This window comes from Nocardiopsis sp. TNDT3 (genome assembly GCF_003427465.1).
Taxonomy (GTDB): Bacteria; Actinomycetota; Actinomycetes; order Streptosporangiales; family Streptosporangiaceae; genus Nocardiopsis; species Nocardiopsis dassonvillei.
This window is the reverse complement of sequence record NZ_QPFC01000449.1, coordinates 1-7254: the sequence shown is the minus strand read 5'-3', so window position 1 is coordinate 7254 and position 7254 is coordinate 1. Positions and strand designations below refer to the sequence as shown.

Annotated in this window: 9 protein-coding genes and 1 pseudogene; 8 read left to right on the top strand and 2 right to left on the bottom strand. The window is 72.9% G+C overall.

Annotation, left to right across the window (positions count from 1 at the left end; all coding sequences use genetic code 11):
• Nucleotides 1–188 (bottom strand): annotated as a pseudogene (locus tag DQW06_RS11855) (hypothetical protein); the annotation flags it as partial.
• Nucleotides 189–469: 281 nt separating this feature from the next.
• On the opposite strand from DQW06_RS11855, the gene DQW06_RS11850 reads away from it, so the two are divergent.
• The 8 genes from DQW06_RS11850 to DQW06_RS11815 all read left to right on the top strand — a co-directional run bounded on the left by DQW06_RS11850 (nucleotide 470) and on the right by DQW06_RS11815 (nucleotide 6170).
• Nucleotides 470–832 (top strand): hypothetical protein, encoded by a 363-nt coding sequence (locus DQW06_RS11850; protein WP_013156168.1) that lies wholly within the window; start codon nucleotides 470–472, stop codon nucleotides 830–832.
• A complete protein-coding gene (locus DQW06_RS11845) occupies nucleotides 825–1265 on the top strand; it encodes a hypothetical protein (protein WP_013156167.1) in 441 nt (146 codons plus the stop codon). The genes DQW06_RS11850 and DQW06_RS11845 overlap by 8 nt, the downstream gene beginning before the upstream one ends.
• 122 nt (nucleotides 1266–1387) lie before the next feature.
• Complete coding sequence (locus DQW06_RS11840) at nucleotides 1388–2239, top strand: sulfurtransferase (RefSeq protein WP_013156166.1); 852 nt, start codon at nucleotides 1388–1390, stop codon at nucleotides 2237–2239.
• A gap of 304 nt (nucleotides 2240–2543) precedes the next feature.
• On the top strand, nucleotides 2544–3149 hold the full coding sequence (locus tag DQW06_RS11835; RefSeq protein ID WP_013156165.1) for a DUF4178 domain-containing protein: 606 nt from the start codon (nucleotides 2544–2546) through the stop codon (nucleotides 3147–3149).
• Nucleotides 3150–3156: 7 nt separating this feature from the next.
• Nucleotides 3157–3702, top strand: a complete 546-nt coding sequence (locus DQW06_RS11830) for a DUF2617 family protein (RefSeq protein WP_013156164.1) — start codon at nucleotides 3157–3159, stop codon at nucleotides 3700–3702.
• Nucleotides 3699–4046: a hypothetical protein gene (locus DQW06_RS11825; RefSeq protein ID WP_013156163.1), complete on the top strand. Its 348-nt coding sequence runs from the start codon at nucleotides 3699–3701 to the stop codon at nucleotides 4044–4046. The genes DQW06_RS11830 and DQW06_RS11825 overlap by 4 nt, the downstream gene beginning before the upstream one ends.
• Nucleotides 4047–4105: 59 nt before the next feature.
• Nucleotides 4106–4534, top strand: a complete 429-nt coding sequence (locus tag DQW06_RS11820; protein WP_013156162.1) for a DUF350 domain-containing protein — start codon at nucleotides 4106–4108, stop codon at nucleotides 4532–4534.
• 70 nt (nucleotides 4535–4604) lie between these two features.
• Nucleotides 4605–6170, top strand: coding sequence for a polyamine aminopropyltransferase (locus DQW06_RS11815; RefSeq protein WP_013156161.1), 1566 nt, complete (start codon nucleotides 4605–4607; stop codon nucleotides 6168–6170).
• A 416-nt stretch (nucleotides 6171–6586) separates the two neighbouring features.
• Here DQW06_RS11815 and DQW06_RS11810 read toward each other — a convergent pair whose 3' ends face one another.
• Nucleotides 6587–7045 (bottom strand): flavodoxin family protein, encoded by a 459-nt coding sequence (locus tag DQW06_RS11810; protein WP_013156160.1) that lies wholly within the window; start codon nucleotides 7043–7045, stop codon nucleotides 6587–6589.
• Nucleotides 7046–7254 lie beyond the last annotated feature (209 nt).

The following is a 7254-nucleotide window of genomic DNA, read 5'->3' as shown; positions in this document are numbered from 1 at the left end:
CCGCCGTAGGGGGGCTGGCCGGGGGGCGGACCGCCCGGACCGCCGTAGGGCGGCTGACCGCCGGACGGGTCGCCGTAGCCCCCGCCGGGAGCGCCGTAGCCGGGCTGGCCGCCGTAGGACTGGTAGCCGCCGGTGCCGTCACCGTGGGGAGGCTGCTGGGGGCCGGAAGGGTACTGGGGATAGGACAACGGGGTGCTCCGGTCTTCGTACACGATGCCTGAGGGAATGTGCCGCGGGCCTGAGCCGTGTACCGGCTGGAACACATGCGGCTTCGAGGACCATATCCGACGCGGGTGTGCCGCCGCCTCGCAAGCCCCGTGTCAGAGCTGTCCGGAATCGGACGTTTCCGCTGGCGGCCGGGCCTGGACCCGGTCGCCGCCGGGGGACGGTGCGATCCGGTGACCCCGACGTACTACGCTGTGTCGTAGAAGCCCGCTGGCATGGCGTGAGGACGACGAGCGGAGGCGGCGTGGTCGACTGGCTGACCATGACGATTCAGATGGTGTCACTGGCGTTGGCCGGGTGGTGCCTCGTCTCGACCTTGCGCGACCAGCCCATGGTGGTCCCGCACCTGGTAGGCATGGCTGTCCTGTGGCTGCTCGTGCTCGGACAGGTGACCGCCACCGTCGTCACCATGGTCGGCGGCGAGCGGCCCGCCGAGACGGCCATGTTCGTGTCCTATCTGGCCACGGTCGCCCTGCTGCCGCCCGCGTGCGCCGTGTGGGGCTTCATGGAGCGGAGCAGGTGGGGCCCGGCGGTGATCGCCTTCGCGTGCCTGATCCTGCCCGTCCTGTTCGTCCGCCTCGAACAGCTCTGGAGCCCCGTTGTCTGAGTCCGCCGCGACCCGGGACAGAACCCTGCGCACCGGCCCCGGCCGCCTGCTCGTCGCCGTGTACGGGGTGTTCGCGCTCGCCGCGACCGCGCGCGGGGGCTACCAGCTGGCCACGAGGTTCGACGAGGCACCGCTGGCCTACGGGCTCTCGCTGCTCGCCGGGGTGATCTACCTGGTGGCGGCGGTGGGCCTGGCCCGGGCCGGGCGGACCTCGCGCAGGGTCGCGCTGGTCTCGTGCAGCGTCGAACTGGTCGGTGTGCTGGCGGTGGGCGCGGTCAGCCTGCTCCTGCCGGGGGTCTTCCCCGACGACACGGTGTGGTCGAACTTCGGCGCCGGGTACCTGTTCATCCCGCTGGTGCTGCCGGTGCTGGGCCTGTGGTGGATCCTGCGCGTCCACCGCATGGACCGGGGCGTCGGGGGCCGCGGCGCCTGAACGGCGCCCCCGGGCCCGCTTCCGGGTCCCGCGTCCGGGCGCCCTCCCGCGGGCCGGTACGGCGGCGGACACCGGGCACACCCCTCCCCACCTGCCGGGACGGAACGCCTAGTGTGGTGCCCATGTCCGAACTCCTGACCCTGCCGGTGGCCGTGTCGGCCGACTGGCTCCGCGAACACCGCGACCGGGTGGTCCTCGTCGACTCCCGGTGGTACCTCGACGGGCGCTCCGGCCGCGACGCCCACCGCGCCGGACACCTGCCCGGCGCCGTCTTCACCGACCTGGACACCGACCTGGCCGCCCCGGCCAGCCCCGAGGGCGGACGCCACCCGCTGCCCTCCGCGGCCGACTTCGCCGCCGCCCTCGGCCGCCTCGGCATCGGCGACGACTCCTCCGTGGTGGTCTACGACGACGCGGGCGGTTCCGTGGCCGCCCGCCTGGTGTGGATGCTGCGCGTGCTGGGGACCCCGGCGGCCTTCCTCGACGGGGGCCTCCAGGCGTGGGCCGGCGAACTGGAGGAGGGCGACGTCACCCCCCGGCCGGTGCACCGCACCCCCCTGCCCTGGCCCGCCGACCGCGTCGTGCACACCGACACCGTCCGCGCCGAGGCGGGCGATCCGGCACACCTGCTGGTTGACGCCCGCGCCCGCGAACGCTACACCGGTGAGCGGCCCGCACCCGTCGACGCCCGGCCGGGGCACGTGCCGGGCGCCCGCAGCGCCGAGTGGACCGCGAACCTGGGCGATGACGGGCTCCTGGCCGCCCCGGGAATCCTGCGTGAACGCTTCGCCGCCCTCGGCGCCGACTCCGCCGACACCATCACCGCCTACTGCGGGTCGGGGGTCACCGCCTGCCACGACCTGCTCGCCCTGGAGCACGCCGGGTACTCCGGCGCCCGCCTCTACCCGGGGTCGTGGAGCCGTTGGGGAGGCGACGACACCCTCCCTGTGGAGACCGGCGACCCCCGGGCCTGAAAACCCCGCGCACCGGGGCGTGGGCGCCTCGGCCCGAGCCGCCGGACGCGGGGCGCCGGTGTCCCGGGGGCGGTTCCGGGAGCGCGCCGAGGCGCGCTCCCGAACACGGGGCCGTTCTCAACGACCACCGTCCGTGAGAGGTTCCCGGGCGGGGCGTCTTTCGTGTCCTGATCTGGTCACATGTGGAACCGGCCCCTCGCATGCGGCGTCAGAGCGTCAGTAGGATTGCCCGGCCCCGGGGAACACGCAGGCAGGGGACGTGCACGGCCTCGCTCCCCCATGCCCCACCGCGAAACGAGGAACATTGGCCATCGAACTCCTGCTGCTGCTCATCCTGGTCGGCGTCGCCGTCGTGATCGGCGTCCTGGTCTACGCGCAGCGCGCCAAGAAACCGAAAACGGCCCCCGAGCCCCCCGCGCCGCCTCGGGACCCCTTCGCCGACACGGGCGACAGCACCGCGGGCGACCCGCGCGCCATCAAGGCGGGCGACATGATCGACTGGGGCACCGAGCGGACCTGGATCCGCGGCACCCTGCGCCTGTCCGAGGGCGGCTTCACCTGGTCCGAGCACTTCCTGGAGGTCGAGGGCGGCAAGCGCTGGCTCTCGGTGGAGGAGGACCCCGACGTGGAGCTGGCCCTGTGGACCGGCCGCCCCGACCTGGACATCATCCCCCAGGGCAAGAGCATCGAGCTGGAGGGCACCGTCTACCGGCTCCAGGAGAAGGGCACCGGCTCCTACCGCTCCGAGGGCACCACCGGGCTCAAGGCCTCCGGGGGCCTGGACTACGCCGACTACGAGTCCGACGACGGACGGCTGCTGTCCTTCGAGCGCTTCGACCACGGGCGCTGGGAGGCCAGCACGGGCACCAAGGTCGCCCCGGGCACCTTCACCATCTACCCGGGGAGCTGACCGGAACGTGCGCGCGAGCATCAGCGCCCCCTTCGTCGACACCAGCGCCGACGACCTGGTCTGGGCCCTGCGCCACCCGCTGGTCGACCCCCTGGCCGCCCGCACCGTCCGGGTGCCGGGGGCCCGGGTCGAGCTGCGGGTGCTCGGCGCCTCCCACCAGGTGGTCGTCACGCCGGAGCCGTCGCCCGGGGCCCTGGTGCCCGAGGAGCCGCTGGTGGAGACGGTGGCCTGCCTGCCCGGCCTCCCCGGCGGTCTGCCCGGCAGCGCCGACCGCCCCGACCTGGGCGGCTACCGTTTCGGCTCGCGCGTGGAGTCCCTGTCCCGCACCGAGCTGGCCCGCCGGGTGGAGGGGATCCACCGGGAGGTGGACGACTCCCCCGGCGGCCTGCTCGTCGCCTTCCCCGGCGATCCGCTGGCGGTCACCGCGCTGCACCTGGTCCCCGGCGGACCACTCGGCTGGCGCACCTGGCACGCCTACCCCCAGAGCGGCGAGCTGGTGACGACCACCTCGACCGTGACCCTTCCCCCCACTTCCGGGAGAACCGCACCATGAAGGCATACGAGGAGCCCGCGGACAACGGCAACAGGAACGTCATCATCACGGTGTTCGTCGTGATCGGCGTCATCCTGCTGGTCCTGATCCTGCTCAGCGCCTGCTCCAACAACAGCAACAACTACTGCCCCGACGACGACGTGGTCCAGATCGAGGGCTATGACGACGACGACTGCGACGGGTCCTCGGGGTCCTCCGGCGGAGGAGGGTTCTTCTTCTTCGGCGGGGGCACCGGCGGCGGCAGCAGCTACAGGGACAACAACAGCAGCAGCTACAGCGGCGGCAGCAGCAGCAACGGCAGCGGCAGCAACTACCGCGGCGGCGGCAGCGGCTTCGGCAAGTAGTCTCCTTCCCCACACGTCACGAACACGTCAACCGAAATCCCCTACCTGCGAACAGGACCATGAACGAGATCCTCCTCAACGCGCTCGGAGCCCTCGCCTACGGCGGAGTGGGCATCGTCATCCTCGTGCTGGGCTACCTCCTCACCGACCTCCTCACCCCCGGCAAGCTGCACGTGCTGATCTGGGAGAACCGCAACCGCAACGCGGTCCTGCTCGTGTCGGCGAACACGCTGGGCTCGGCCATCGTCGTCACCTCGGCGATCCTCTCCAGCGAGTCCGAGATCGGCCTGGGCGCGGGCCTGCTCTCGACCGCCGTCTACGGCCTGATCGGCCTGGGCGTGATGGCGCTGTCGTTCGTGCTGATCGACCTCCTCGTCCCCGCCAAGATCGCCCAGATGATCAGCAACGACGAGCCGCACCCGGCCACCTGGGTGAGCGCCTCCGCGCACGTGGCGATCGCGGTCGTCATCGCCGCGGCCCTGACCTGACGCCCCTCCCCCCACCGGCCCCCTGCCCCGGGCAACCGCACCACCGCACCACCACACGAAGGCAGTTCCGTTGACTGAGACCACCGTCCGCGCACGGCCCCGACTGCCGGTATCCGCCAGGGCGGCCCGGTTCCTCGTGTTGTTGGCGGTGTTCGTCTGCGCCGCCTGCGGCCTGGTGTACGAGCTCGCGCTGGTCGCCATCGGCAGCTACCTGCTGGGCGACAGCATCACCCAGGCCTCCGTGGTCCTGTCGGTGATGGTGTTCGCGATGGGCGTGGGCTCCCTGTTGTCCAAGCGCTTCCAGGCGCACCCCGCCGCGGCCTTCGCGGTGATCGAGGGCCTGCTCTCGCTGGTCGGCGGACTGTCCGTGCTGCTGCTGTACGGGGCGTTCGCCTGGTTCTCCGCCTACCAGCCCGCCCTGGTGGTGCTGTCGTTCGCCATCGGGCTCCTCATCGGCATGGAGATCCCGCTGCTGATGACGCTGATCCAGCGCATCCGCAGGCAGGAGGCCTCCGACGCGGTCGCCGACCTGTTCGCCGCCGACTACGTGGGCGGCCTGATCGGCGGCCTGGCCTTCCCGTTCCTGCTGCTCCCGCTGCTGGGCCTGCCCAAGGGCGCGCTGATGGTGGGCGCGCTCAACGCCGTCGTCGGCGTGGCGGTGGTGCTGTGGCTGTTCCGCGCGGAGCTGACCCGGCGGGCCTACGCGGGCCTGAGCCTGGGCCTGGCGTTCATCATCGCGGTGCTCGGCCTGGCCTACGCCTACGCCGACCAGTTCGAGGTGGACGCGCGCCAGGCGCTGTACCGGGACCCGATCGTGCACGCCGAGCGCTCGGAGTACCAGGAGATCGTGCTCACCCGGTCCCTGGACGGCCAGGACGTGCGCCTGTTCCTCAACGGGAGCCTCCAGTTCTCCAGCCTGGACGAGTACCGCTACCACGAGTCGCTGGTGCACCCGGCGATGGCGGGACCGCACGAGGACGTGCTGGTGCTGGGCGGCGGCGACGGCCTGGCCCTGCGCGAGATCCTGGCCTACGACGACGTGGCCTCGGCCACCCTCGTGGACCTGGACCCGGCCGTGATCGAGCTGGCCTCGACCGACCCGGTGATCAGCGACCTCAACGGGGACTCCCTCGAGGACCCGCGCGTGGACGTGGTCAACGCCGACGCCTTCCAGTGGCTGCGCGAGAACCGCGAGGAGTTCGACGTCATCATCGCCGACCTCCCGGACGGGGACTCCGTGGGCACCGCCAAGCTCTACTCGGTGGAGTTCTACGCGCTCCTGCGCCACGCCCTGTCCGAGGAGGGCCGCATGGTCGTGCAGGCGGGTTCCCCCTTCTTCGCTCCGGAGGCCTACTGGGGCGTGGGCGACTCCCTGGAGGCGGCGGACCTGGCGGCCACCCCCTACAACGTGGACGTGCCGAGCTTCGGCAACTGGGGTTTCTACCTCACCTCATCCGGGTCCGCGCCCGAGCTGCGCGTCCCCGACGACGCGCCGCCGCTGAGCTTCCTCGACCCGGCCCTGCTGGAGGCCGCGCAGGTCTTCCCCAAGGACCGCCGCGAGGAGGACGTGGAGGAGTCGACCCTCATGCACCCGAGGATCATCGGCTACCACCAGGGGGCCTGGCGGGGCTACTGACGCCGGTCCGCGGACCGGCGCCGCCTCGGCGAGAAAACACCGCGCGGCCTGAGGACTTGGGCCAGTGGGCGGCCACGCGGTGTGTCTGGGGAGGGGCTGGTCGGGGGCCCGGTCCCGTCCGGGGACGGCGGTCGCGGGTGGAGAGGCGGACGGAAGGTCTGCGGCGCCGGACGGGGCAAGGGTGCGCTTCCCCGCGTTCCCCGACGACCTGGGCCCATCCTGACCTGCCGGTCGAAGTCGGAGAAACCGCCACGCCGCATCCGACACCGGCCCAGCCAACCCCTTACCCAGACTTTCCCGCCCTTTTCCGGCTTCCCGACCGCTCGCCCGCCCCCGTGGCGGCGGGTCCGCGGAACCGCCCGCGGGCCGTGTGCCGCGTCGGATCCCACCGGCCCCGGTTCCCGCGGCGGGCCCGCTCAGGCGCGCTCCAGGGCGGCGAGGGCGGTGACGGCGCCCAGCTCCCAGCAGGCCTCGCGGTCCCGGGCCGCCGGGCGGCCGGTCACGGTGACCGGCGGGCGGTGCCGCCGCCACCCCATGCCCTTGGCGATCGACTCGACCGACCGGACCGCGCCGGAGGCGTCGTCGTCCCCGTGCACGTACAGCGCGTAGGGCAGTCCCTCGGTCGCCCCCTGGGCGGGGTAGAAGACCGTGTCGAAGAAGACCTTGAGGGCGCCCGACATGTACCCGATGTTGGCCGGGGTCCCCAGGACGACGGCGTCGGCGCCGAGCAGGTCGCTGGCCGTGGCCGACAGCGCCGCCTCCGCACGCACCTCGACCCCCTCGATGTCGTCGTCGCGGGCGCCCTCCAGGACCGCCTCCAGCAACTGCCGGGTCGCGGGCGAGACCGTGTGGTGAACGATGAGCAGTCGTGCCATGTCCCCCACACTAGGAGGCGGCGGCGCGCCACCGCCGCCTCCCGCACGGCGCCACCCGGCACCGGCGCCCAGCCGACGCCCGCAGCAGAAAGCCAGGCCCCGCCATGAGCCAGCCCCCGCACGGTCCCGGTGACGGGTCCGCGGACCGCGACCAGCCGCCCATGGGCCCTCCCCCCGCAGGCATGCCGCCCACCGGCTGGCAGCCGCCC

Coding starts and splice junctions, on each gene's coding strand:
- DQW06_RS11820 (WP_013156162.1), top strand. CDS start 4,106: ATGAACGAGATCCTCCTCAACGCGCTCGGAGCCCTCGCCTACGGCGGA.
- DQW06_RS11810 (WP_013156160.1), bottom strand. CDS start 7,045: ATGGCACGACTGCTCATCGTTCACCACACGGTCTCGCCCGCGACCCGG.
- DQW06_RS11825 (WP_013156163.1), top strand. CDS start 3,699: ATGAAGGCATACGAGGAGCCCGCGGACAACGGCAACAGGAACGTCATC.
- DQW06_RS11840 (WP_013156166.1), top strand. CDS start 1,388: ATGTCCGAACTCCTGACCCTGCCGGTGGCCGTGTCGGCCGACTGGCTC.